The organism is Oceanicola sp. D3, assembly GCF_006351965.1.
GTDB lineage: Bacteria > Pseudomonadota > Alphaproteobacteria > Rhodobacterales > Rhodobacteraceae > Vannielia.
In genome coordinates, this window is the sequence record NZ_CP040932.1 from 2,116,187 (window position 1) to 2,138,558 (window position 22,372).

Below are 22,372 nucleotides of genomic sequence, written 5' to 3' on the forward strand. Positions count from 1 at the left end.
GCGGGCGAACAGTCCGGCCCTGTGCGGGCCAGTAGCGCGATCACCTGCAGTGCTGCGCCAGCCGCACCCCGGCGTGCCCCGGCAGGGCGGCCAGGGCACGGCTGGCTAAGGATCAGTCACCAACCGCAGGCACGGCCTTGAGGTAGGCCGCAATCGCCGCGCGGTCTTCATCCGTCAGCTTCGCGGTGCTTTCCACCACAACGGCCATCTCGCCGCCTGCGGTGTCAAACTCGGGCGTAAAGCCGGATTTCAGATATTCGGCAATATCGCTTTCTGACCAGTCCAGCCCGCCCGGGGTGATGTTGGGGATGCGCCCTTTGCCGTCTGGCGAGGCCGCGCCGCCCAGCCACTCTCCCGTCCATCCGCCAAGCACGTTGCGCGGGGTGTGGCATTCGCCGCAATGGGCCAGAGCCTCAACCAGATAGCGCCCGCGCTGCTGCTGCTCGGTCAGGTCGCCCTCAACCTGCCAGCCGTCGCGCATGAAGAGCAGCTTCCAGCCCCCCAGCGAACGCCGGATGTTGAACGGAAAGCCAACCTCATGGGGCTGGCTCGGCGTGGTGTCGGGCGGCAGGGTTTGAATATAGGCGTGAATATCGGCCACGTCCTGCAGCGCCATGCCATCGTAGGAGTTGTAGGGGAAGGCGGGGTACAGGTGCTGGCCCTCGGCATTCACCCCCTTCACCATCGCGCGGGCAAGGTCATGCAGGCTCCAGCCGCCAATGCCTTCGTCACTGGGCGAGATGTTGGGCGCGAGGAAGGTGCCGAAGGGGGAGGGAAATTTCTGCCCGCCCGCCAGCACCAGCCGCGCCTCATCTTCCGTGCCCGGTGCGGCGTGGCAATTGGCGCAGCCCGCCGCCCAAAACAGGCCCTCGCCGCGTGCCGGATCGCCTTCCAGCCCGGCGAGATCCTCCTCGGGCACATCGCCCGGAATGGTTACAACCCAGAAAACGGCGGCGCCCACGAGCGCCACCGCGATGATCCAGCGAAACAGCGGATGCATTTATTCTTCCGGCGCGCGGTAGACCTTGTGGCAGCCGCCGCAGGCCCCACCCAGATCGCCCATCGAAGCCTGAACGGCCTGCAAGCCTTCACCGGTCGCCGCCTGAGCGCTTTCGATAGCGGCGATCAGCGTGGCACCCTTTTCCTGAAAATCTGCGTAGTTGTCCCAAATTTCAGGCATGGCGCGGCTGCCGTCGACCGACATGCTGTCAGAGTCTTCGCTCCACATGTCATCCGCAAGCGCCTTCTCGGCGGCCTCATGCAAAGCGGTGGCGGCGGCGCTGGCTGCGGCCCCGTCAAAATCAATCTCGCCCTTGGCCATTTTGCCGAGAGTGCCGAGGTTCTTGCCCATCTCCTTCATCAGGGCTTCGCGGGCTTCTTGCTGCTCCATCGCATGGCTGGCGGCAAAAGCGCTGCCTGCCGCGAGGGTCGCGGCAAGAACGAAGCTGATGCGCTTGGCTGTGGTCTTCATGAATTCCTCCAACTGTTGATCGACGTGGCCCGAGGCTACACCAGCACCCGTCCCTGCTCTTTCTGTCATTTCCGCAGCCAAATGGTGCGGTTATGCACAGCTTGGCCTCCACCCACGCACGGCGGCAAGCGGTTTCCGCTTCGGCAGGCGGTGGCTCGCTTAGATGTTATCTGCATGACATGACAGTGACTTTCACTTTCTTCAGCAGGGCAGGCTGCTACACTCGGGCTGAAATTTTAGCCGCTATTACGAGAGCTCTGCTTTGCACCGCCCGTTCACCATCGCCCCATCCAACACCGTGGCCAAGGCCGAGCGGGCCGCATGTGCCGAGTTTTCCAAGACCCTTTGAAAGGAGCCGCCCATGCGCGCCACAGCCCTTGCCCTCTGCCTTCTCGCCAGCCCGCTCGCCGCGCAAACTGCCGATGAGGTAGAAGCCGCGCGGCAAGCCTATAACGACGGACATTGGGATTTGGCGATGACAGTGCTGATCCCCGCCGCCGAGGCCGGCCACCCCGATGCGCAAAACGTCTATGGCATTGCCTTGAAAGACGGCGAAGGCACCGAGGCAAACCCGCCAGCGGCGATTGGCTGGTATGAAAAGGCGATCGCGCAGGGCCACCAGAAGGCCATGTATAACCTCGGCCACCTCTACCAGAACGGTGCCGAAGGGGTGCCGCAAGACTTCGACAAGGCCCGCGCCCTTTATGAGCAGGCCATCGAATCGGGCTATGGCGCGGCGGCCAACGGGCTCGCCCTGATGTATGAGCGCGGCGAGGGGGTGGAAAAAGACCTCTCCAAAGCCGTCGAATACTACCAGATCGGCGCCGAGGCGGGCGAAAAGCACGCGCTTTACAACCTCGCCAACTACTACCGGCTCGGGCAGGGCGTGGAGGAAGACCTCAATCGCGCGCTTGAGCTCTACACCGAATCCGCCCTCGCAGGTCATCCGCAGGCCTGGAATGCCGTCGCGCTGTTCAATCAGCACGGCATGGTTGGCGCGCCCAACCCCGAAGCCGCCTATCTGGCCTTCCGCAAGGCGATTGACGGCGGCCTCGCGCTCGCCGGAGTGAACCTTGGCGAATTTGCCACCTCCACCGAAGGCTGGTGGCAGGATCCGGTGGAAGGCTATGGCTACTGCCTCTGGGGCATCAACAACGCCGCCGACAGCGACCGTGAAAACTTCATCCAAACCTGCGAGCCGCTGGTGGAATACCTGACCGTGGAAGAGGAAGACGCGGCCAAACGCTTTGCCGAAAGCATTGGCGCGGAGTGATGTGATCACAGGGCCGCGCGATGGGTTGATTAATACGCCCTATGTCATTTGACGTGTGCATCGCCTGTGCATCACTTGTGCACAGGATGTTGCCCTTCGCTTTTTGGGGTTAACGCTGCGAAATTAACCTTCGTCCGGAAAGCGGACCTTGCCGATATAGGGCAGGTCGCGGTTTCGCTGGGCATAGTCGATCCCGTAGCCCACGACAAACTCGTCAGGGATGTCGAAGCCTATGAAATCGGCGGCAAAATCCACTTCGCGCCGCGATGGTTTGTCGAGCAGGGCAATGGTGCGCAGGCGGGCAGGCTCGCGGGCCTTCAGCATGTGGATGACGTGGTGCAGGGTAAAGCCGGTATCGACGATATCCTCCACCACGAGCACATCGCGCCCATGAATTTCGCCGCGCAAGTCTTTGAGAATGCGCACTTCCTTGCTGCTCTCCATCGCGTCGCCGTAGCTGGACGCCTCGATGAAATCCACCTCCAGCGGCAGGTCCATCTCGCGCACCAGATCGGCGATAAACACGAATGAGCCGCGCAGGAGGCCAATCACCACCAGCTTGTCGGTGCCGCTGAATTCGGCCTCGATCTTGCGGGCCAGTTCCTCGATTTTGGCGGCAATCGCCTTGGCAGAAATCATCTGGTCGATGACATACGGTCGCTGCGGCATGGCTTCCCCTTGCAATCCCCGGCGCGTTCGGGCTCATCATGGCCTATCCAGCCGCGATGATACAGGCCTCATGACCCGCCACGCAGAGACCCGCCAACTCCCTTATTCCGCTCAGGAAATCTATGATCTGGTTGCCGATGTGGCCTCCTATCCCAAGTTTCTGCCATGGACGGCAGCGGCGCGGGTGCGGTCGCGCCGTGAGGTGCCGGTGGACGAGCTGGAGCATGGTCAGCAGCGGTTTGGCCGCTGCGAGATCATGGAGGCCGATCTGGTCATTTCGTTTAAGGTTTTCCGTGAAACCTTTCTGTCGCGCGTTTGGCTCTTCGAGGAGGCGAAGCGGATCGAAACGCGCTACATCGACGGCCCGTTCAAGCATATGCGGTCTGTCTGGCAGATGACGCCTGCGCCGGGGGGCTGCGAGGTGCACTTCGAGGTGGACTTCGAATTCAAGAACCGTCTGCTGCAAGGGGCGGCCGGGATGTTCTTCAACGAGGCCATGCAGCGCATTGTAAGGGCCTTCGAGGCGCGGGCCGACGAGCTCTACGGGGTTAAGAAGGGCTCGTAACGCGCTGTTATTGCGGCGATAGTTTTGACATCATGAGCCGCAGGGCGTGGTTAACAGTTGCTTTGCGCACCGCGTCGCGCCCCGGCGCGCCAAACTCCCGCGTTTCTGTGATCACATAATCGCCCCACGCCAGCCCAAAGCACACCCGACCCTCCGGCTTGTGCTCCGAGCCGCCAGGCCCCGCGATGCCCGTGACCGACACCGCCAGTGTTGCCGCCGAGCGGGCGAGGGCGCCCTTGGCCATCTCTGCCGCAACTTCTTCGGAAACCGCGCCATGAGCTTCAAGGGTTTCGCCTTTAACCCCGAGCATCTCTTGCTTGGCGGCGTTGGAGTAGGTCACGAATCCCCGGTCGAACACATCCGAAGATCCGGCCACATCGGTAATCGCCGCCGCAATCATCCCACCGGTGCAACTTTCTGCCGTGGCAAGCGTAGCGCCAGATTTTCGTGCAATATCAAGAAGGTCAGAGGCAATGCTCACATCAAAATTCCATGGGCCAAACCGGCCAGCGCCATCACGGCCACCGCTGCGAAGACCCCGGCAATCACGTCATCCAGCATCACCCCCAGCGCATCCCCGCGCCGGTCTGCCCAGCCCACGAGCCAGGGTTTGGTGATGTCGAACAGCCGGAAGAGCACGAAGGCCGCGAGCCATCCGGGCCAGAGGCGATGCAGCTCCTGACCGGCGGCGATGGCCCCGTAAACCACTGGAAACAAGGCAATCCACTGGCCGACGACCTCATCGACCACAATCTCGGATGGGTCATGATCTGCCGCGCCCCGCGTCTCTTCCGCCGTGGCCCAAAGGCCGAGCGCGAAGGCCGTGAGCGTTGCCAGCGCCAACCCCCAAAAGCCTGCGTAGAGCGCAATCACATAGCCCGCCGGAAGCGCGGCGAGTGAGCCCCAGGTTCCCGGTGCTGGCCGCAGGTGGCCGACCCAGAAAAACGTCGCGATCCCGTGGGTTAGCACCTTCATTTCGGCACCAGTACAACCGTCGCCATCGCCGCGATCCCTTCTTCCCGCCCGGTAAACCCGAGCCGCTCCGATGTGGTGGCTTTCACCGAAACGCAGCCAAGCTCACACCCCATGATCCGCGCCATCTCTGCCCGCATCGCTGGCGCATGCGGCCCGATCTTGGGCCGCTCGCAGATCAGCGTGAGGTCTACATTGCCGAGGGCAAAGCCCCACGTGTCGGCCAACTCCACGGAATGCTTGAGAAAAATCTCGCTCGCTGCGCCCTTCCACTGCGGGTCGGAGGGCGGAAAATGTTGCCCGATATCCCCCTCGGCCAGCGCGCCATAGATCGCATCAGTCACCGCGTGCATCCCCACATCGGCATCCGAATGGCCCTGAAGCCCGCGCCCGTGGGGCACCGTCACGCCGCAAAGCACCACGTGGTCTCCTGCGCCAAAGCGATGTACATCAAACCCGTTGCCAACCCGGATAGCCATCTGATCTTCCTTCAAAATTCTCTCCGCGCGGGTGAAGTCCTCGGGGTGTGTCACCTTCAGGTTCCGCTCTTCACCCGTCACCAGCGCCACGCCCAGCCCGGCTGCCAGTGCCACCTCTACATCATCCGCAGCCGTCCCCTGAAATGCCGCATGCGCCGCACGGATGGCCGCCAATTCAAACCCCTGCGGCGTTTGCGCCCGCCACAGGCCATCACGCGGCTGCACCGCCTGCACCACGCCATCGCCGGCGCGCCAGAGCGCATCGGTGACCGCAAGGGCAGGCGCCGCGCCCGGGGACTGCTCCAGAGCGGAAATCACCCGTGAAATCAGCGTCTTCGACACCAAGGGCCGGGCGCCGTCATGGATCAGCACATGGGTCGCATCCTCCGGCAGAGCCGCGAGCCCCGCAGCAACAGAGCGGGCGCGGCTATCGGCCCCGACGACCTGCGCAACGCCGCCGGGCACCGCCGCGCGCGCCAAGGCTTCATCGTCCTCGCCAATCACGACCGTGACGCTTGCCACTTTTTCGTGCTGCAAGAAAACACCCAACGTGCGAGCCAGTAACGGCATTCCGCCAAGGTTCTGGTATTGTTTGGGAATCGCGCCCCCAGCCCGGGTTCCACGCCCGGCGGCGACAATCAGCGCGGCGATATGCACGGTGTCTTTTGGCACCAGACCCCTCTACGCCCTGCCGCTACCGGGGGCAACAGAAGACCCCTCAGCGCAAAGGGCTGCACAAAAATTAATCGCTTCATGTCTGGACCGTGAAAACCCACGCCCAAGCCTTTGCATTCGGGCGCGAACCGCCGATATGTAGCAAGAGTTGCTCAAGGATTAAGCATTTGTCCGTTTCCGTGGCAGATATAAAGTTAGACCCTCCGGTTCTCCTCGCCCCGCTCGCGGGCATCACAGACCTGCCGTTCCGCCAGTTGGTGGCCAGCTTCGGCGCGGGTTTGGTGGTGTCAGAGATGGTGGCGAGCCAGGAGATGGTGCAGGCAAAGCCCGGCGTGCGCGAGCGGGCCGAGCTGGGGTTTGGCGAACAGGCAACCTCGATCCAGCTGGCGGGCCGCGATGCCGAGTGGATGGCCCGCGCCGCCGCGATGGTGGAAGAGAACGGCGCAAATATCATCGACATCAACATGGGCTGCCCCGCCAAGAAGGTGACAGGCGGCCTCTCTGGCTCGGCGCTGATGAAGGATCTCGATCATGCGCTCACGCTGATCGAGGCGGTTGTCGCCGCGGTCCGCGTGCCGGTGACGTTGAAATGCCGCCTGGGCTGGGACGACGGGCAGATCAACGCACCAGAGCTGGCTGCCCGCGCCGAGCAGGCCGGTGTGAAGATGGTCACCGTTCACGGCCGCACCCGCTGCCAGTTTTACAAAGGCCGGGCCGACTGGGCCGCGATCCGAGCGGTGAAAGAGGCGGTGTCGATCCCGGTTATCGTCAACGGAGACATCACAGATGCCGCTTCGGCCCGCGCCGCGCTGGCCGCGTCTGGCGCCGATGGCGTGATGGTGGGGCGCGGGGCGCAGGGTGCGCCATGGCGGCTGGCCGAAATTGCCCATGCGCTGGGGCAGGGGCCGGCCCCGATCATCCCGAAGGGCGCGGACCTCGCGCAGATGATCTGCCGCCACTACGACGCGATGATTGCCTTCTACGGTGCCGCGCTCGGCAACCGCGTCGCCCGCAAACACCTCGGTTGGTACATGGATCGGGCTCAAACTGCGCCCACGCTGCGCCGCGAGATCCTGACGGAAACCGACCCGGCCCGCGTGCGCGCCTTCATCCACGATATCCCCGCCCGCCAGAGTGAGGCTGCATGATGGACCGCGAAAACATCATCTGGGTCTCGCTGCCGGTGCCTGCCATCCTGCTGGATGACAAGGACCAGATCGACGATATCAACCCGGCGGCAGAGACCTTTCTGAACACCTCGTTGCGCTCGCTCAAAGGCCACCACGTTTGGGAAAAGATCATGGTTGCCGCGCCTATTGAGGGCGGCTTCGAGCGGGTGCGCAAGAATCAATCGGCGCTCTTCGTCAATGATGTGGACCTTGGCACCGGAGAGCGCCCGCCGGTGCATTGCAACCTGCAGATCGCGCCGCTGAACGATGACAGCAAGCGCCTGCTCATGCTGATCTCGCCGCGAGAGATTGCCGGCAAGCTAGGCCGTGCGCATTCGGTGCATGCCACCGCCAAGAGCGCGATCGGCATGGCCGAGATGCTGGCCCATGAAATCAAAAACCCGCTGGCGGGCATCACCGGGGCGGCGCAGCTGATTTCGATGAACCTGCCCAAATCCGAGCTGGAGCTGACCGACCTGATCGTTGCCGAGAGCCGCCGGATCGTGAAGTTGCTGGAGCAGGTGGAGCAGTTTGGCAACGTGCGCCCGCCGCTGATGAAGCCGGTGAACATCCACGATATTCTCGACCGGGCCCGCAAGTCTGCCGAGGTGGGCTATGCGGCGGGGATGACCTTCATAGATGACTACGACCCCTCGCTGCCGCCAACATTGGGCGATTCTGACCAGCTGCTGCAGGTGTTTCTCAACCTCTTCAAGAACGCCGCCGAAGCGGCTGAAAAGCTTGGCCCAAAGCATGAGGGCGTCATCAGGATCCGCACCTTTTATGACCTGTCGCTGAGGTTGCGGGGCAAGGATGGCAAGGGCGCCGCTGTGCCGTTGCAGGTGGAGATCACAGACAATGGGCCGGGCCTGCCCGAAGAGATATCGGATGAGATATTCGAGCCCTTCGTATCGGGCCGCGAAAACGGCACCGGGCTTGGGCTGGCCTTGGTCACGAAAATCATAGGCGAGCATCACGGCTGGATTCAGGTGGATTCGGTGCCCGGCAAAACAGTGTTCCGGGTGTCACTTCAGGTGGCACCCGATCTGAGCAACAGCGAATATTACTAGGAGCAACGACCGATGGACGGAACGGTACTGGTAGCTGACGACGACCGCACGATACGCACCGTGCTCACGCAGGCGCTGACCCGGGCTGGCTGCCGGGTGCATGCCACCTCGTCGCTGGTCACGCTGATGCGCTGGGTCGAGGAGGGCAAGGGCGATCTGGTGATCTCCGATGTTGTCATGCCTGACGGCAACGGTTTGGAAACACTTCCAAAAATCTCGTCCGAGCGGCCCGGCCTGCCGGTGATCGTGATCTCGGCGCAAAACACCATCATGACGGCGATTCAGGCCGCCGAGGCGGAGGCCTACGACTACCTCCCGAAGCCGTTCGACCTGCCAGACCTGATGAAACGCGCCGCACGGGCGCTTGAGAGCAGGCGACGCCTGGCAACGCAGCGGGCCGAAGCGCCCGAGGTGCCGCAGACCGATAGTGACCTGCCGCTGGTGGGCCGCACCCCGCAGATGCAGGGGCTCTACCGGCTGGTGGCAAAGGTCATGAACACTGACCTCCCGGTGCTCGTCACGGGCGAAAGTGGCACGGGCAAGTCCTTGATTGCGCGTGCAATTCATGACTTTTCCGACAGGCGCACATTGCCCTTCGTGGTGGTGTCGCCCGGTGATCTGCAAGGGGCGGATGGCCCGGCGCAGGTGGTGGCCCGCGCCCGGGGCGGCTCGCTGCTCTTTGATGAAATCGCCGACCTCGATGATGAGGCGCAGGGACGGATCGTGCGCATGCTCGATGCCTTCGGAGATTCCGCGCCACGGGTGATGAGCACCTCGCAGGGCAACCTGATGGAACGGATGGAAAGCGGCGGCTTCCGGCAGGATCTGTTTTACCGGCTTGGCGGCGTGACCATCAATGTGCCGTCTCTGCGCGAAAGGGTGGATGACATCCCGCTTCTGGCCGAGCACTTCCTCTCACGCTCCGACAGGGAAGGGGCTCCTGCCAAGCGCATCGCTCCGCCCGCGATGGAGCTGATCCGCGCTTACAGCTGGCCCGGCAATGTGCGCCAGTTGGAAAATACCATTCGCCGGTTGGTGGTGACGGCCACCGAAGAGCAGGTTGGCCTTGCCGATGTTGAGGCGGTGCTAAGCTCGCAGCCGGAGATCGAGCCGCTTGTGGGCGGGGGCGACGGTGAAAAGCTTTCGTCTTCGGTTGCGAAACATCTGCGCCGCTACTTCGATCTGCATGGCGGCGCGCTGCCGCCGCCGGGGCTCTACACCCGGATTCTCAAGGAGGTGGAGCTTCCGCTGATCGAAATTGCGCTCGATGCGACCGGTGGCAATCAGGCCAAATGCGCCGATTTGCTGGGCATCAACCGAAATACCCTCCGCAAGAAGATAAATGACCTCGATATTCAGGTGACACGCCGCCGCAAATTGATGTAAAAGGGCAACATAGCCGTGGCAGAGGGGCCTCAGGCCCCCGGTGAGATCACGGGATATGGCGGTATGCCCTTTCGGGGGCACTAGATATGTGAGGCATGCGGTGGGATCCTCCGCACGAGCGTTTGGGTGGGAACGCCTTGTTAAATTGCGTAGATTGCGTCGTTTGCGCAATGCAGCGACGCTCGCGCTTGTCGTTCTTGGCCCTGCGCTGGCAATCGGTACATACCTGACGCTCGGCCCGTTCGGGCAGGGCGCGAACTCGCCCGCGCTTCGGGCGATTCTTCTGGCTGATATCGTTTACGTGCTCATCGTGGCCGCGCTCGTGCTCTGGCAGGTGGGCAAGCTGGTGGCTGCGCGCCGGCGAAAGTCGGCAGGGTCACGTCTGCACCTACGCCTCACCGGCGTCTTCGCGCTCATTGCGGCTGTGCCCACCGTTCTTGTGGCGGTTTTCGCGGGCCTCACCATCAACCTCGGCCTTGAAAGCTGGTTTTCTGACCGGGTGCGCGAGGTGGTGGGCGCGTCATTGGAGGCTGCGCAGGCCTACAAGGCCGAGCACCGGCACGATCTGGAGCAGGACGCCGCCGTGCTGGCCGGCTACCTCAACGTGGCCCGCGCGGCCCGTGGCGCAGTGAGCGACGGGCAAATCCGGCAGGTGTTGGGGCAGGGGCAGGCGCAGGTGCAGCGCGGGTTGCGTGAGGCCTATGTGATCGACGGCGGGGGCGATCTGCGGGCTCGCGGCGAGCGCTCCTATCTCTTCGACTTCGAGAAACCGACCGAAGCGCAGATGGAGGCGGCACGGGCGGGCGAAACCGTGATCATCGAAGATTGGGAGAATAGCGAATTTCGTGCGCTCCTGCGGCTGAGCGCCTTCCCCGACCGCTTCCTCTACGTGTCCCGCGAGGTGGATGGCCAGTTGCTCGGGCTGCTCGACGACACCGAAGAGACAGTGACGGTCTACAACCAGCTGGAGCAGGAGCGCGGGCGCAGGCTCTTTGAGTTTGGTGTTATTTATCTGGGCTTTGCCGCGATCCTGATCCTTGCCTCGATCTGGCTCGGCCTGTGGTTTGCCGAGCGCCTCAGCCGCCCGGTGGGCCGCTTGACGGGGGCTGCGCAGCGTGTGGGCGAGGGTGACCTTGACGTGCGGGTGATCGAGGACTCGGGCGATGATGAAATCGCCATGCTGGGCCGGATCTTCAACCAGATGACCCGCCAGCTGAAAGGCCAGCGCACCCGGCTGCTCGACAATTCGGCGCGGATCGAAGAGCGCCGTCGGCTTTTTGAGCAGGTGTTGTCTTCTGTCACCGCTGGCGTGATCGGGCTGGATCCGAACGGGCAGGTGGAGTTCATGAACCGCTCGGCCCATGCGCTGTTGGACCTCGGCGATGCGAGTGAGCCCCATATTGCGGTGGGGCAGGCGGTGCCGGAGTTTGCCGGATTGCTGGAGCGCCTGCGCACCGGTGAAAAGGAAGTGGCCCGCGAAGAGATCAAGATCAGCCGCAAGGGCAAGCTCGAAACGCTGCTGGTGCGGATGGCCCGGCGGCGCGGCGAGGAGGGCGAGATCGAAGGCTACGTGGTGGCCTTCGATGATGTGTCCGAGCTGGTGACCGCACAGCGCATGGCCGCCTGGGGTGACGTGGCGCGCCGGATTGCCCATGAAATCAAAAATCCGCTGACGCCGATCCAGCTATCGGCCGAGCGCATTCGCCGCAAGTTCACGCCCATGGTGGGCGAAGAGGCCGAGAGCCTTGATCAGCTTACCGGCGTGATCGTGCGCCAGACCGGGGATCTGCGCCGTATTGTCGATGAGTTTTCCAAGTTCGCCCGGATGCCCGAGCCGGACCGCAAGCCGGTTAATCTGGCGAAGGTGCTGCGGGATGCGGTGCTGTTGCAACGCGAGAGCCTTGGTGACGGGCTCCAGTATGAGGATGAAACCGGCGGCGTGATGGCTGATCTGGATGAAACCATGGTGAGCCAGGCGCTGATCAACCTGATCAAGAACGCCGGGGAAGCCATTGAAAGCCTGCAGGAAAAAGGCGCGCCCGAGGGCCACGTGCCCAATGTACGCGTCCGTCTATACACCGACGCCGGGGAGGCGGTGGTGGAAGTGGCCGACAACGGGATCGGCCTGCCGGAAGACCGCGGACGGCTCTTTGAGCCCTACGTGACGACAAGGGAAAAGGGCACCGGCCTCGGCCTGCCTATCGTGAAGAAGATCATCGAAGAACATGGCGGCAGCCTCGAACTCACCGATGCCGAGCCTTTCACGGAAGGGGCGCACCGCGGCGCTCTGGCCGTTGTCAGGCTTCCGCGCAGCGCCGAGATCAGCGCAGCCGCCGAATGACAGGAAAGGAAGGAAGAGCAGCGATGACCGATATTCTGATTGTAGACGACGAGCGCGACATCCGCGAATTGGTAGGAGACATCCTGCGCGACGAGGGGTTTCAGACCCGGCTCGCGGGCAACTCCGACGACTGCATGGCCGAGATCAACGAAGCGCCGCCTGCGCTGATGATCCTCGACATCTGGCTGAAAGACAGCCGGATGGATGGAATCGACATCCTGAAAACGGTGAAACGCGATAACCCCGATATTCCGATCGTCATTATATCGGGGCATGGCAACATCGAGATCGCGGTGGCCGCGATCAAGCAGGGGGCCTACGACTTTATCGAGAAGCCCTTCAACATCGACCAGCTGATGGTGGTGATCCGCCGCGCGATGGAAACCTCTCGCCTGCGCCGCGAAAACTCGCAGCTCCGCCGCAAGGAGGTGAGCGTCACCGATATGGTTGGCAATTCCACCGCCTTCAAAGCGCTGAAGAGCCAGCTGGATAAGGTCACCAAATCCAACGGGCGGGTGATGCTGACGGGGCCTGCCGGCTCGGGCAAGGAAGTGGCGGCGCGCTACATTCACGCCAACTCGTCACGCGCATCTTCGCCTTTCGTGTCGGTCAACTCGGCGTCTATCGAGCCCGACCGGATGGAAGAGGTGCTGTTTGGACGCGAGAGCGATGCCCGCGGCGTGGAGCCGGGCCTGCTGGAGCAGGCCCACGGCGGCGTGCTCTATTTCGACGAGGTTGCGGATATGCCGCTTGGCACCCAGTCCAAAATTCTGCGGGTGCTGGTTGACCAACAGTTTCAGCGGGTTGGCGGCGCCGACAAGGTGCGGGTCGATCTGCGGGTGATCTCCTCGACCAACCGTGATCTGGAGGCCGAAATTGCGCGCGGCACTTTCCGTGAAGAGCTGTATCACCGGCTCAACGTGGTGCCGATCCGGGTGCCGGGGCTGGAGGAGCGGCGCGAGGATATCCCGGAACTGGCGCGGCATTTCATCACCGAATTCAACGCCAGCCAGGGCCTTTCGGCGCGGGAGCTTTCGGAAGAAGCCGATGCGTTGCTGCAAACCATGCACCTGCCGGGCAACGTGCGGCAGCTCAAGAACATCATCGAGCGGGCGCTGATCCTTGGCGAAACCACCGACCCGATTGATGCGCGGGAGTTGCAGGGCGGTGAGAGCCAGGAAGACGACGATGGCCGCGTCGTGCTGTCGGGCGGGCTGGCAACCCTGCCGCTGCGCGAGGCACGGGAGCTGTTTGAGCGGGAGTATCTGCTGACCCAGATCAACCGGTTCGGCGGCAATATTTCTCGCACCGCGACCTTTGTGGGCATGGAGCGTTCGGCCTTGCACCGCAAACTGAAGTCGCTCGGTGTTGTGACCTCGACCAAGGCGGGCGCACGCGTGGCGCATATCGAGAGCCAAGCGGCGGAGTAGGGCAGGAACTTCAGGCGCTCTGAGGCGGGCAGGCTCCCGCCCGGGCGCCAAGCGATTGCGGTTACCACTGTCCGGGCTGGTAAACACATCACAAACTGGCGGAAACTCGCCCATTCGTTTGTTTTGTGCGTCACGTTTAACACGCTAACTTGAAATTTGTTCCTAATTCGGTGAACACAAAGACCAGCGAGAACAAATACTCGAGGGACAGATGAGGTTGGGCACTTTCAAGCGGGCAAATGCCCTGAGACTTCCGATGCTTTGCGCCGCGCTTTTGCTGACGGCGGCCTGCGGGGCCAAGCAGAGCAATGAGACCCTCTCCACCATGACTGCGCCGCAGCTCAAGCCCGAGCTGCTGGACTTTGCGATTTCCGAGGCCCGCAGCCTGCGGGCTACGGGTGCGCGCGTTTGGTGTGTGCCCTTTGCGCGCAACGCTTCGGGCATTCAGATCCGGGGCAACGCCGAGTTCTGGTGGGGCAAGGCCGCTGGTCTTTATCCGCGCAGCAAAGACCCCCATGTCGGCTCTGTCATGGCGTTTTCGGGCACCGGCAAGCTGCCGATGGGCCATGTGGCCGTGGTTTCTAAGATCCATGATGACCGTCTGATCGAGATCGACCACGCCAACTGGCACCGCAACCAGATCAGCCTTGGCATGAAGGTCAAAGACATCTCCCCGGCTGGCGATTGGTCTCTCGTGACTGTCGAGAGCAACCCGGGCCAGTTTGGCAGCCCCTACCGGATTGACGGGTTTATCCTGCCGCAGCCGGTTCAGATGGCCAGCGCCCAGTAAACCAGCCTTGCGCGGCGTGATGATGGTGAATGCCGGGCCTGTTTGCCCGGCACCCGTTTTTTGCCCGGCCCGTCCTTTTGCCCGGATTGACCCTGCCGCGCCGAAGTGCCAAGCAAAGGGCCAGCACAACGGCGAGGCCCGAACGGGGCAGGAGCATCCATGAAGGTCATCATCTGTGGCGCGGGCCAGGTTGGCTGGCAGATTGCGCGGCACCTTTCCGGCGAGCGAAACGACGTGACGGTGGTGGACAACAACGCCGAACTCGTGCGCCGCGCGACAGACTCGCTTGATGTTCAGGGCATTGCAGGCCACGCCAGCTACCCTGATATCCTCGACCGGGCAGGGGCCCGGGATGCCGATATGATCATCGCCGCCACCCACTCGGACGAGGTGAACATGGTCACCTGTCAGGTGGCGCATTCGGTTTTCTCGATCCCGCGCAAGGTGGCCCGGCTGCGCTCGCAAAGCTACCTCACGGCGATCTACTCCGACCTTTACCGGCGCGATCACATGCCGATCGACGTGGTGATCAGCCCAGAGCGCGAGGTGGCCGAGGCCGCGCTGCAGCGCCTCGCCGCGCCTGCCGCTTTTGACACGGAACGGTTTTTGGGCGGGCGGGCCCAGTTGCTCGGCATCCAGCTCGATGATGATTGCCCGGTTCTCAACACACCGCTGCGCCAGCTGACCGATCTGTTTTCTACCCTGCGGGCCATCGTTGTTGGGGTGCGCCGCCAGAACAAGCTGTTCGCCCCTGATCCGGGCGATCAGCTCTTCGCTGGCGATCAGGTGTATGTCTGCGCCAATACCGACGACACGACCCGCACCATGGAGATTTTCGGCAAGGTGCTGCGCAAGCAGGAGCGGGTGGTGATTATCGGCGGCGGCAACGTGGGCCTCGCCGTGGCCTCGGCGCTGGAAAAGCGCGTGGAGCGCATCCGGGCCAAGGTGATCGAACGCTCGCGCCCCATAGCCGAGCGGGCGGCCGACGCGCTGGAGCGGACCATTGTGCTCAACGGTGACGGGCTGTCACGCGAGTTGCTGATCGAAGCCAACATCGACAAGGCCGACGCGGTGCTTTGCGTCACCGATGATGACAAGGTGAACCTGCTTGCGGCGGTGCGGGCCAAATCCAATGGTTGCCCGATGGCGATCTGTCTGGTGAACGACCCAACGCTGGTGCCGCTGATGCGCCCGCTCGGGGTTGATGCCTATATCAACCCGCGCGCCACCACCGTCAGCTCGATCCTGCGCCACATCCGCCACGGGCGGGTGCGCGGTGTTTACTCGATCGGCGATGCGGAGGCCGAGGTGATCGAGGCGCAGGTGCTTTCGACCTCGCCGCTCTCGGGGCGGCGCATCCGCGATATCGAGTTTCCGGAGGGCGTTTGCGTTGGCGCCCTGCTGCGGGGCGACACATACATCAAGCCGGTTGCCGAAACACGGATCGACGAGGGCGATGTGATTGTTCTCTTTGCCATGGCAGACGACGTGCCCGAGGTGGAGCGGCTGTTGCAGGTCTCCATCGATTTCTTCTAAGGCCGCCGCCGGATGCGCCGCCTCCTCGAACTGCCGTTGATCGTGATCCTTATGGGGGTGTCGGCGCTGCTGATGTACCTGCCGGTCTTCCACGCAGTGACGGTGCGCGACTGGCTTTCGGCGCGCAGTTTTTTCTACGCAGGCACTCTGTTTTTGACCCTGGTCATTTTTCTCAGCATCGCCACCCACCACAAAAGGTCGCGCAGTGTTGCCCGGAGCCATCTGACGGCGCTGGTCGGGGCCTATGCGCTGTTGCCCGTCATGTTCGCCTGGCCATTCTATGAGGCGGTTCAAAACACGACGTTTTTTAATGCGTGGTTCGAGATGATCTCGTCTTTCACAACCACCGGCGCCTCCCTGTTTGAGCCTGAGCGTCTGCGGGAAACGCTGCACCTCTGGCGGGCCATGGTTGGCTGGATGGGGGGGCTCTTTATCTGGGTGACGGCTGCCGCGATCATGGCACCCCTCAACCTCGGCGGATTTGAGGTCACTTCGATGGCACGGCCCGGCTCCGGTGCGCGGCGAGACAGGGTGCTGGATGCCGACGCCCAGACCGACCCGCGTGAGCGGCTGTTGGTCCTGACCTGTCAGATGGGCCCTGTCTACATTGCGCTGACGGGGGTTCTCTGGGTGGCGCTCGTCGGGGCTGGCGAAGACCCGCTGATTGCGATCTGCCACGCGATGAGCGTGCTTTCCACCTCCGGAATTTCCCCCGTGGACGGGCTTTCACAGGCGCAGAGCGGCTTGGCGGGCGAAGTGCTGATCTTGCTGTTCTTCGTTTTCGCCTTCAGCCGCAAAACCTTTTCGCCCGGCTATGGCATGAGCGTTGACCGTGTGAGCGCCGTGTATCGGGATGTTGAGGCGCGGATTGCCTTTTACACCATCATCCTCATCCCTTCCGCGCTGTTCCTGCGCCATTGGATTGGGGCATTCGAGGTGGATGACGTGGCCGACATTGATGCCGCCCTGCGCGCGCTTTGGGGCGCGATCTTTTCGGTGGCGAGCTTCCTGACCACCACCGGGTTCACCAGCTCTGAATGGGGCGGCACCGAAACATGGTCGGGCCTGCAAACGCCCGGCATGGTGCTGATGGGGCTGGCGCTGGTGGGCGGCGGCGTGGCGACATCGGCCGGCGGGGTGAAGCTGCTTAGGGTCTATGCGCTCTACAAGCACGGCCATCGCGAGATGGAGCGGCTTGTGCACCCGCATTCTGTCAGCGGTTCGGGCGGGGCCTTCGGGCGGCACATGCGCCGACAAGGGGCCTATATTGCTTGGCTGTTCTTCATGCTCTACGCGCTGTCTCTGGCGGGCGTTTCGGCCATGCTGGCCGCGACGGGCCTCAGCTTTGAGCAATCCATGATCCTGTCTCTCTCGGGCCTTTCCACGGCCGGACAGCTGGCCGAGGTGGGCGGGGGCGACCCCATCAGCTACGTGCAGATCACCGATGTGGCCAAGGCGGTGTTGGCGGGGGCCATGGTGCTTGGCCGGATCGAGGCGCTGGCGCTTATCGCGCTTCTCAACCCCGAGTTCTGGCGCGCCTGAGGCCCTGCTGCCTCACCCTCTCTAGCGCTCTGAATTTGGGGGTGGAATCTTGCAGGGACAGCCTCCATAGTGACCCCGTGGACGGGGGCTCGCGGTCTGAGGCAGGGCGCCTGAATGCGTGCGTGACTGAACCAACGACAAGAACAAGGCATTGAAATGGCCAACGACAAACAGAATTTGCAGGATGCATTTCTCAATCATGTGCGGAAGACCAAGGTTCCGGTGACCATCTTCCTCATCAATGGGGTGAAACTTCAGGGCGTTATCACCTGGTTTGACAACTTCTGCGTCCTTCTGCGCCGCGACGGACAATCGCAGCTTGTGTATAAGCATGCGATCTCAACCGTCATGCCGGCCCAGCCGATCAGCCTTTACGAGGGCGAAGAATAGCGGAATTTCACGATACCGCGGAGCGGCCAACCCGGGCGTTGGTGCTCCACCCCGACATCCAGACAGACCCCGAGCGCCGTGCCGCCGGGCCCGCGCTTGAAGAGGCGATGGCCCTCGCGCTGGCGCTGCCGGGGCTGGAGGTTGTCGCCGGAGAGGTTGTGTCTTTGCGCCAGCCGCAGCCCGGCACACTCTTTGGCAGCGGCAAGATGGATGAGCTCAAGGCTCTGATGCAGGCGCAAGACATTGGCCTTGTGCTGATCGACGGGCCGGTCACACCCGTGCAGCAGCGCAATCTGGAACAGGCGTGGAAGGTCAAATTGCTGGACCGGACCGGGCTGATCCTTGAGATCTTCGCCGACCGCGCCGCAACCCGCGAGGGTGTGCTGCAAGTCGAGCTTGCCGCGCTGTCCTACCAGCGCACGCGCCTTGTGCGCGCCTGGACCCACCTTGAGCGTCAGCGTGGTGGCCTTGGCTTTGTTGGCGGCCCCGGTGAAACCCAGATCGAGGCGGACCGGCGGGCGATTGACGAGGCAGTTACCCGTATCCGCCGTCAGCTTTCCAAGGTGACGAAAACCCGCGCGCTGCACCGCGCAGCCCGCGCCAAGGTGCCCTTTCCCGTGGTTGCGCTGGTTGGTTACACAAACGCCGGAAAATCCACCCTGTTCAACAGGTTGACCGGGGCAGAGGTGATGGCGAAAGACATGCTCTTTGCCACGCTGGACCCGACGATGCGGGCGATTGAGCTGGACAGCGGTGACAAGGTTATCCTCTCAGATACCGTTGGGTTCATCTCCAACCTGCCCACCGAGCTGGTCGCGGCCTTCCGCGCCACGCTGGAAGAGGTGCTGGAGGCTGATCTCATCCTTCACGTGCGCGATATTGCCTCTGACGAGACCGAAAATCAGGCGCGCGACGTCGAAACCATTCTGGACGGTCTCGGCGTGCCGGAAACCGTGCCGAAACTGGAACTGTGGAACAAGGCAGACCTGCTGGCTGCCGAGGCCGCCGAAGCCCTGCGCAATCAGGCGGCCCGGCGCGAGGATGTGCTGGTGATTTCCGCCGTGTCGGGCGAGGGGCTTGGCGATTTGCAGGCCGCAATAACGGCCCATCTTGAAGGCGTGCGCACCGAAGAGGTGGTGACACTCGCGTTCAGCGAAGGCCGTGCCCGGGCATGGCTGTTTGAGCGCGGCGTGGTGGAGCGGGAAGAGGAAACCGAGGCAGGCTGGCAGGTGCATCTGCGCTGGACGCCGCGCCAGAAGGCCGAGTTTTCCAAGCTCTGAGCGGGGCGAGCCCGTAGACATTTGCAACACATCGCGCCAGCTTGGCGACACTGCAAAATCGGAGGCACTGTGCTCAAAAGCCAGAAACATTTTTACTGGATCGGTGGCGGTGTCTGGGCGGCGCTGATGCTGGCTGGCGGCGTTTTTATGCTGGTTGCCGGCCTGCGGGGCGAGGGCACCGGGCTGGGAGATGCGCTGGAGACGGAGGTGTTTTCCTCATCCGAGGTTATCACGGGCGATCCTGTGGCGCAGGGCGCGGTGGTGATCGAGGCGGGCGAGGTTGATGTGGGGCCGGAGGGGCTGACCCTGACCGACCCGATCGAAGCCGCTGATCGCCCCGCCTTTGACCTCGACGTGCCGGAAGGTCGCTACCGGGTGAAGATCTACCGCCCGGAGGAGGAGCCTCGGGTGATTGGCATGGTGGCGCTGCACCTGTCGCAGGCCCCGGTGGCGCGTTGGGAGAGGGCTGGCCGCAGGAACCGGCCGATTGACTTTGGTTTCTCGACCGATGAGCTGGTTGCCCTTGGTGATGTGGAGGCCGTGGCGGCGCTTGAGGGCGAGGCGGTGAAAGCGGCGCTCTCAGCCGCGTCCGGCCCGGTGCCGTTTGCTACCCTTTCAGCCGAGGGCCGCGATGTGCTGCTGTTTGATCCCAGCTTCGAGACGTTTTCTGCCGATATCTACGCGGGCTTCGACGAGAACGGTGATTTGGTCTTGGTGGTGAAGGATTTCGGCTATTTCGGCACGCGGAAGGCACTGGACAAGCGGGCGAGCGACGAGCGCTAGCGGCAGATTGCACCGGCTTTCACAGGGCCGATGAGCGCAGCGAAGAGGCCCAATGTCCGAGCGCAGCGAGGCCCCCTGAGAGGCTCATTCTGATGGCGTGAGCACCGTCACCCCCACGTTCGCCGCGCGGGCAAGCTCCGGGTCCAGCGACATCGGGATATATTCCCCTCGGCGCCAGAGCGCGCCAAGGTCGTCATAGTGCCGTGAGAGCGGATGGCCGGATTGGCCTGTGGCGGTGATGAAGACCGAACTGTCGGGATCCGAAAAGTCGTAGACACCACGATAGCCTGCACCATGGACGTTGGCATAGGGCTGGGGCCCCGTGCCCTTGGTGCGCCCGCGCAGCAGGGTAAAATCGCCGCCAGAGGTGCTTTGGTGGATGTTCACGATCCACTTCAGCACCGGCACGTCGCCCAAGACCTGATGGTCGTGGAGCGCTTCATGCGCATCGCCCCAACGCAGGCTTTCCAGCGCGGTGCCATAGTTTTCGCCGATCCAGAGCAAGGCTTCATCGAGCGCGATGCGGGCAATATCGGTGCAGGTTTCCTTGGCGGTTGATTGCACCACGTCGCACCACACGGCGGCTCCGTCGACATCGCGATACACCCGTTCAAGGAACAGTGGCTCAGGGTGGTTGAACTCGGCAGCGACCGGCCCCAGCTCGTCGCGGATGAGCCTGTTTTGCAGGTGCTTCAGCCAAGCGGCAAAGATCAGCGGTTCAGGCAGATGCTCGCTCATCTCGCCGTTCCAGTTGGCCAGCAATTCGAGCGCCCGTTGCCGTTGCCGCTCTGCGGTGCCCTCCGGCGCAGCCTCGCCGGTGAACCACAAGTCTTTGGCGATCAGAGGCAGCAGCGCACGCGCCGTAAAGCTCACCGTATCGAGCTGCGCGTCGATGAAGCTTTCGCGGGTGTGCACTTCGCGGGTCTGCATCAGCCGGGTCCAGCGCTGGATGCGTTGCGTGTCGCCCCAGCGGAAAGCGACGTGATCGGGGAAGGGCCTGTCGACCGTCTTGTTGTTGGTGTTCCCGAGAATGCCGCCGGGCGGGTCAATGAACTCGGGGTTCTTGGCGTAGGGGATGCGCCCCGACCATCGGTTCTCGGCGCGCCATCCAAGCGCTGGCATCCTGCCTTGGCTGGCGTGAGCGGGGTTTCGTTTGGGCATTGCGCCCACCATCTTGAGGGCGACACGCCCGGGCTCTGCGATGGTGAGGTTTTGCGCCGGGGCGATGTAGCCCTCCATCGCGGCGATGGCCTGCTCGATGGTTTTGGACTTTTGCAGCCTCAGCGCGGCTTGCATCGAGGTGTCGCGAGGCGAGAGCGCCGTCCACCCCAGCGCGGCAACATGGCCGGGCGGGGTGACGGTGGACAGGTTGTAATGCGAGCCGGGAAGAACCGGCCCGTTCTCCGTGCGGCGCAGGGTGATGGTGATGGGCTCGGCGTCCTTGATCCGAATGATCGAGCTTTTGGTGGAAAATCGCTTCCAGCCCGTCGGCGTGCGGTATTCCTGTTGGTTGGCCGGGTTTAGCTCTTCCATGAACACGTCCTGATCGTCGAGGTAGGCCGAGGTGACGCCCCAAGCCAGCGCGTCGGAGCGGCCCGAAAGCACGAAGGGGACGCCGGGAATGGTGGCCCCGATCACGCCGCCGGATGAAAGCTCGATCCGGGCGAGATACCAGATCGTTGGGGCCGTCAGCTCAAGATGCGGATCGTTTGCCAGAAGCGATTTGCCCGCCGCCGCCCGTTTGGGGGCTGCGGCCCATGCGTTGGAGGCCCCTGCAAAGGCGGGAGGTTTGACGGGGGAGAGGGGATCGAGGGCGAATTGCGTCCAGCCGCCTTGGGGGCCGTCGATCGGCACAAGGCTGGCGTAATCGGGAAGGGCAGCGGTGCCGCGAGAGGGGTCGTCGGGCAGTATGTCGGCCAGCCGGGCTTCTGGCAGTTGCAGCGAGACCCGGGCGCGCAGCACTTCGCTTGGCAATTGCCCGGAAAGCTGCAGGGCCATGACCTTGCCCAAGGCCACCGTATCGGTGGGCCGCCAAGGGGCTATCTCGCGGGAAAACAAAAAGAATTCTGGCGCGCCGCGCCCCAGCGCCCCTTCGTTGACCGCGTTGATCCACGCGTTGATCCCGGCTGAATAGGCCTCCAGCGCCGCGCGTGTTTCGGCATCGAGCGAGGAGAGGGAGGCGGAGGCGGCCTCGTAGAGCCCGAACCGGCGCAAGAGTTCATCTGTCTTGGCGGTGCGCACCCCGAACAATTCGGAAAGCCGCCCCTGTGCCGCGCGGCGGGCCATGGTGATTTGCCAAAGCCTGTCTTGCGCGTGGGCAAAGCCGAGGCCGAAATACACGTCTTCATCGCTGGAGCCGAAGATATGCGGCACATTGGCATTGTCGCGCACAATCTCGACCGGCCCCGACAAGCCCGCAACAGTGAGCCTTGCGTTGTAGTCGGGCAGGGAGCGCGATGCGAGGTAGTAGGTGATGCAGGCGAAGAGGAACGTAACCAGCAACGCCGCCGTGACGATCCGCAGGAGCCAGCGAAAGATGCGTGCCATGGAT

Annotated in this window: 20 protein-coding genes; 13 read left to right on the forward strand and 7 right to left on the reverse strand. The window is 63.4% G+C overall.

Annotation, left to right across the window (positions count from 1 at the left end):
• Positions 1 to 112: 112 nt before the first annotated feature.
• Positions 113 to 1,000, reverse strand: coding sequence for a c-type cytochrome (locus FHY55_RS10720; protein WP_140014187.1), 888 nt, complete (start codon positions 998 to 1,000; stop codon positions 113 to 115).
• Entirely contained in the window at positions 1,001 to 1,471 is a 471-nt protein-coding gene (locus FHY55_RS10725) for a cytochrome c (RefSeq protein WP_168222979.1), read from the reverse strand.
• Positions 1,472 to 1,832: 361 nt separating this feature from the next.
• On the opposite strand from FHY55_RS10725, the gene FHY55_RS10730 reads away from it, so the two are divergent.
• Positions 1,833 to 2,744, forward strand: a complete 912-nt coding sequence (locus tag FHY55_RS10730; protein ID WP_140014189.1) for a tetratricopeptide repeat protein — start codon at positions 1,833 to 1,835, stop codon at positions 2,742 to 2,744.
• A 123-nt stretch (positions 2,745 to 2,867) separates the two neighbouring features.
• Here the strand turns inward: FHY55_RS10730 and hpt are convergent, their stop codons facing one another.
• Positions 2,868 to 3,413: a hypoxanthine phosphoribosyltransferase gene (hpt, locus tag FHY55_RS10735; protein WP_140014190.1), complete on the reverse strand. Its 546-nt coding sequence runs from the start codon at positions 3,411 to 3,413 to the stop codon at positions 2,868 to 2,870.
• Between the two features lie 70 nt (positions 3,414 to 3,483).
• Here hpt and FHY55_RS10740 point away from each other — a divergent pair, with 70 nt between their 5' ends.
• The gene (locus FHY55_RS10740) at positions 3,484 to 3,978 is read left to right on the forward strand and encodes a type II toxin-antitoxin system RatA family toxin (protein WP_140014191.1); all 495 of its coding nucleotides are present in this window, start codon (positions 3,484 to 3,486) and stop codon (positions 3,976 to 3,978) included.
• A gap of 7 nt (positions 3,979 to 3,985) precedes the next feature.
• Here the strand turns inward: FHY55_RS10740 and FHY55_RS10745 are convergent, their stop codons facing one another.
• Genes FHY55_RS10745 through FHY55_RS10755 form a run of 3 tightly spaced genes read right to left on the reverse strand, consistent with a single transcriptional unit; the run spans position 3,986 to position 6,101 of the window.
• Positions 3,986 to 4,459, reverse strand: a complete 474-nt coding sequence (locus FHY55_RS10745) for a CinA family protein (protein ID WP_140014192.1) — start codon at positions 4,457 to 4,459, stop codon at positions 3,986 to 3,988.
• Positions 4,456 to 4,953, reverse strand: a complete 498-nt coding sequence (locus FHY55_RS10750) for a phosphatidylglycerophosphatase A (RefSeq protein WP_140014193.1) — start codon at positions 4,951 to 4,953, stop codon at positions 4,456 to 4,458. The genes FHY55_RS10745 and FHY55_RS10750 overlap by 4 nt, the downstream gene beginning before the upstream one ends.
• A complete protein-coding gene (locus tag FHY55_RS10755; RefSeq protein WP_371706924.1) occupies positions 4,950 to 6,101 on the reverse strand; it encodes a bifunctional 2-C-methyl-D-erythritol 4-phosphate cytidylyltransferase/2-C-methyl-D-erythritol 2,4-cyclodiphosphate synthase in 1,152 nt (383 codons plus the stop codon). The genes FHY55_RS10750 and FHY55_RS10755 overlap by 4 nt, the downstream gene beginning before the upstream one ends.
• Before the next feature lie 170 nt (positions 6,102 to 6,271).
• On the opposite strand from FHY55_RS10755, the gene dusB reads away from it, so the two are divergent.
• From dusB to FHY55_RS20655, 11 genes are all read left to right on the forward strand, one after another.
• Entirely contained in the window at positions 6,272 to 7,252 is a 981-nt protein-coding gene (gene dusB, locus FHY55_RS10760; RefSeq protein WP_140014194.1) for a tRNA dihydrouridine synthase DusB, read from the forward strand.
• Positions 7,252 to 8,343, forward strand: a complete 1,092-nt coding sequence (locus tag FHY55_RS10765) for a nitrogen regulation protein NR(II) (RefSeq protein WP_140016083.1) — start codon at positions 7,252 to 7,254, stop codon at positions 8,341 to 8,343. The genes dusB and FHY55_RS10765 overlap by 1 nt, the downstream gene beginning before the upstream one ends.
• A gap of 12 nt (positions 8,344 to 8,355) precedes the next feature.
• Positions 8,356 to 9,729, forward strand: a complete 1,374-nt coding sequence (locus FHY55_RS10770; protein ID WP_140014195.1) for a response regulator — start codon at positions 8,356 to 8,358, stop codon at positions 9,727 to 9,729.
• A gap of 55 nt (positions 9,730 to 9,784) precedes the next feature.
• On the forward strand, positions 9,785 to 12,070 hold the full coding sequence (locus FHY55_RS10775) for a PAS domain-containing sensor histidine kinase (protein ID WP_140014196.1): 2,286 nt from the start codon (positions 9,785 to 9,787) through the stop codon (positions 12,068 to 12,070).
• A gap of 23 nt (positions 12,071 to 12,093) precedes the next feature.
• Positions 12,094 to 13,500, forward strand: coding sequence for a sigma-54 dependent transcriptional regulator (locus FHY55_RS10780; protein WP_140014197.1), 1,407 nt, complete (start codon positions 12,094 to 12,096; stop codon positions 13,498 to 13,500).
• 211 nt (positions 13,501 to 13,711) lie between these two features.
• Positions 13,712 to 14,290: a CHAP domain-containing protein gene (locus FHY55_RS10785; protein WP_140014198.1), complete on the forward strand. Its 579-nt coding sequence runs from the start codon at positions 13,712 to 13,714 to the stop codon at positions 14,288 to 14,290.
• A 159-nt stretch (positions 14,291 to 14,449) separates the two neighbouring features.
• Positions 14,450 to 15,826 carry a Trk system potassium transporter TrkA gene (trkA, locus tag FHY55_RS10790; protein WP_140014199.1) on the forward strand — a complete coding sequence of 459 codons (1,377 nt, stop codon included), beginning with the start codon at positions 14,450 to 14,452 and terminating at the stop codon, positions 15,824 to 15,826.
• A gap of 12 nt (positions 15,827 to 15,838) precedes the next feature.
• Positions 15,839 to 17,368 carry a TrkH family potassium uptake protein gene (locus FHY55_RS10795; protein ID WP_140014200.1) on the forward strand — a complete coding sequence of 510 codons (1,530 nt, stop codon included), beginning with the start codon at positions 15,839 to 15,841 and terminating at the stop codon, positions 17,366 to 17,368.
• Between the two features lie 156 nt (positions 17,369 to 17,524).
• On the forward strand, positions 17,525 to 17,758 hold the full coding sequence (gene hfq, locus FHY55_RS10800) for an RNA chaperone Hfq (RefSeq protein WP_140014201.1): 234 nt from the start codon (positions 17,525 to 17,527) through the stop codon (positions 17,756 to 17,758).
• Positions 17,755 to 19,038: a GTPase HflX gene (hflX, locus tag FHY55_RS10805; RefSeq protein WP_371707727.1), complete on the forward strand. Its 1,284-nt coding sequence runs from the start codon at positions 17,755 to 17,757 to the stop codon at positions 19,036 to 19,038. Before hfq ends, hflX begins: the two co-directional genes overlap by 4 nt.
• Before the next feature lie 69 nt (positions 19,039 to 19,107).
• A complete protein-coding gene (locus FHY55_RS20655) occupies positions 19,108 to 19,821 on the forward strand; it encodes a hypothetical protein (RefSeq protein ID WP_210410472.1) in 714 nt (237 codons plus the stop codon).
• An 84-nt stretch (positions 19,822 to 19,905) separates the two neighbouring features.
• Here the strand turns inward: FHY55_RS20655 and FHY55_RS10815 are convergent, their stop codons facing one another.
• The gene (locus tag FHY55_RS10815) at positions 19,906 to 22,368 is read right to left on the reverse strand and encodes a penicillin acylase family protein (protein ID WP_140014203.1); all 2,463 of its coding nucleotides are present in this window, start codon (positions 22,366 to 22,368) and stop codon (positions 19,906 to 19,908) included.
• Between the last annotated feature and the right edge of the window lie 4 nt (positions 22,369 to 22,372).

What these genes read in the sequence shown, in the direction of transcription:
- FHY55_RS10795 (WP_140014200.1), top strand. Translation starts at nt 15,839, where the DNA reads ATGCGCCGCCTCCTCGAACTGCCGTTGATCGTGATCCTTATGGGGGTG.
- trkA (WP_140014199.1), top strand. Translation starts at nt 14,450, where the DNA reads ATGAAGGTCATCATCTGTGGCGCGGGCCAGGTTGGCTGGCAGATTGCG.
- hpt (WP_140014190.1), bottom strand. Translation starts at nt 3,413, where the DNA reads ATGCCGCAGCGACCGTATGTCATCGACCAGATGATTTCTGCCAAGGCG.
- FHY55_RS10770 (WP_140014195.1), top strand. Translation starts at nt 8,356, where the DNA reads ATGGACGGAACGGTACTGGTAGCTGACGACGACCGCACGATACGCACC.
- FHY55_RS10730 (WP_140014189.1), top strand. Translation starts at nt 1,833, where the DNA reads ATGCGCGCCACAGCCCTTGCCCTCTGCCTTCTCGCCAGCCCGCTCGCC.
- FHY55_RS10720 (WP_140014187.1), bottom strand. Translation starts at nt 1,000, where the DNA reads ATGCATCCGCTGTTTCGCTGGATCATCGCGGTGGCGCTCGTGGGCGCC.
- FHY55_RS10750 (WP_140014193.1), bottom strand. Translation starts at nt 4,953, where the DNA reads ATGAAGGTGCTAACCCACGGGATCGCGACGTTTTTCTGGGTCGGCCAC.
- FHY55_RS10725 (WP_168222979.1), bottom strand. Translation starts at nt 1,471, where the DNA reads ATGAAGACCACAGCCAAGCGCATCAGCTTCGTTCTTGCCGCGACCCTC.
- FHY55_RS10785 (WP_140014198.1), top strand. Translation starts at nt 13,712, where the DNA reads ATGAGGTTGGGCACTTTCAAGCGGGCAAATGCCCTGAGACTTCCGATG.
- FHY55_RS10780 (WP_140014197.1), top strand. Translation starts at nt 12,094, where the DNA reads ATGACCGATATTCTGATTGTAGACGACGAGCGCGACATCCGCGAATTG.
- hfq (WP_140014201.1), top strand. Translation starts at nt 17,525, where the DNA reads ATGGCCAACGACAAACAGAATTTGCAGGATGCATTTCTCAATCATGTG.
- FHY55_RS10740 (WP_140014191.1), top strand. Translation starts at nt 3,484, where the DNA reads ATGACCCGCCACGCAGAGACCCGCCAACTCCCTTATTCCGCTCAGGAA.
- FHY55_RS10765 (WP_140016083.1), top strand. Translation starts at nt 7,252, where the DNA reads ATGGACCGCGAAAACATCATCTGGGTCTCGCTGCCGGTGCCTGCCATC.
- FHY55_RS10815 (WP_140014203.1), bottom strand. Translation starts at nt 22,368, where the DNA reads ATGGCACGCATCTTTCGCTGGCTCCTGCGGATCGTCACGGCGGCGTTG.
- FHY55_RS10775 (WP_140014196.1), top strand. Translation starts at nt 9,785, where the DNA reads ATGGCGGTATGCCCTTTCGGGGGCACTAGATATGTGAGGCATGCGGTG.